Source organism: Mesorhizobium sp. M1A.F.Ca.IN.020.06.1.1 (assembly GCF_004023265.1).
GTDB lineage: Bacteria > Pseudomonadota > Alphaproteobacteria > Rhizobiales > Rhizobiaceae > Mesorhizobium.
The window spans coordinates 1-1,291 of the sequence record NZ_RZSR01001295.1; the positions used below are offsets into that span (position 1 = coordinate 1).

The 1,291-nt window shown below is 60.2% G+C and carries 2 protein-coding genes; one reads left to right on the forward strand and one right to left on the reverse strand.

Features of this window, described 5'->3' with window-relative positions; translation table 11 throughout:
* Complete coding sequence (locus EOA60_RS33410; RefSeq protein WP_281060804.1) at positions 1 to 879, forward strand: ionic transporter; 879 nt, start codon at positions 1 to 3, stop codon at positions 877 to 879.
* 153 nt (positions 880 to 1,032) lie between these two features.
* On the opposite strand, the gene EOA60_RS33415 is transcribed toward EOA60_RS33410, so the two are convergent.
* A partial coding sequence (locus EOA60_RS33415) for a LysR substrate-binding domain-containing protein (RefSeq protein WP_245502684.1) occupies positions 1,033 to 1,291 on the reverse strand: 259 nt, incomplete at its 5' end.

Here is a 1,291-nt window from a genome sequence, read left to right on the forward strand (position 1 = left end):
GTGCTGACCTTTGCCGTGACGGCAATCGAAGTGTCGATCATCGTTTCCATGATGCTGCATGGAGAGAACAACCCGACATTGGCGCGCGAGTCCGTCTTCTCGACGGTGATGATTATCTCTACCGGCGTCGTCGGTACGTGTCTCACGCTTGGCGGCTGGCGTCATCGCAAGCAGGCAATCGTTCGGCAAGGGACCAGCGCGTATCTCGCGGTTCTGATCGCGCTGACTGTCATGACGCTTGTCCTGCCGACCTACACCCAGACGACGGATCCAGGCACGTTTTCGGCGGGCCAGCTTGGTTTTGTGAGCGTCCTTTCAGTGCTGCTCTATGCAAGCTTCGTGTTCGCCCAGACCGTTCGGCACCGGGACGACTTCGTCCAGGAACAGGCGCACGACGTTTCGATGCGAACTGCCCTTCACGAAAGCCTTTCTGTCGGCGTTCTGCTGCTGGTGAGCGGGCTGATCGGCATCGTCATGCTGGCCGAGCAGGTCGCCGCCGGTGTCGAGGACACGCTCGTTGCCTACCAGGTGACCCAGGCCGACAGTATCGTGGGAGCGATGATCGCCGGGCTGGTTTTGATGCCGGAGGCCATTTCGGCGGTTCGCGCCTCGCTCAACAATGAGCTGCAGCGCGGCCTCAACGTTGCGATGGGTTCGGCCTGCGCCACCATCGGTCTGACGATACCGGCGGTGGCGGCCGCCAGCCTGCTGACAGGCCGAGGGTTGACCCTTGGGCTTCCGGCGGCTGATGCGGTACTTTTGGCCCTGGCGCTTTTCATTTGCAGCGTAAGCTTCAGCACCGAAAGAACGACATTCCTGACCGGAATGGTTCATATTGTGGTGTTCTTTACCTACGTATTTCTCATATTTGTGCCGTGAAGGCTTGCAATCGAACGAGGGATAGAGAACTCGAGGTTGGGACCCGCACTATCGGATTTTCGAAGCGGGCAGCGTTAGCTCCGGTAAGCAGCAGAAGCTTCCGATACGGGCGTTGGCTGAGAACTGGGATTGGGCAAAGCTCAGAAACCAGGGTCAGCTCGCCAGCACCGCATGATCCAATCCCCGTATGATCTTTGCCAGTTCCACGCATTCGTCCTGGCGCACCTTGTTGCGCCGCCATGCGAGGCAGATCATGCGCTGCGGCATCGGCTCCTGGAACGGCACGATCTTGAGGTCCGGCATGACGCCGGCGGCGTTTGCCGCCATTTCCGGAACCAGCGTCACGCCCAGCCCATGCGCCACCATCTGCAAGAGCGTGGTGAGACTGGTGGCGCCATAGCTTGCCATCGCC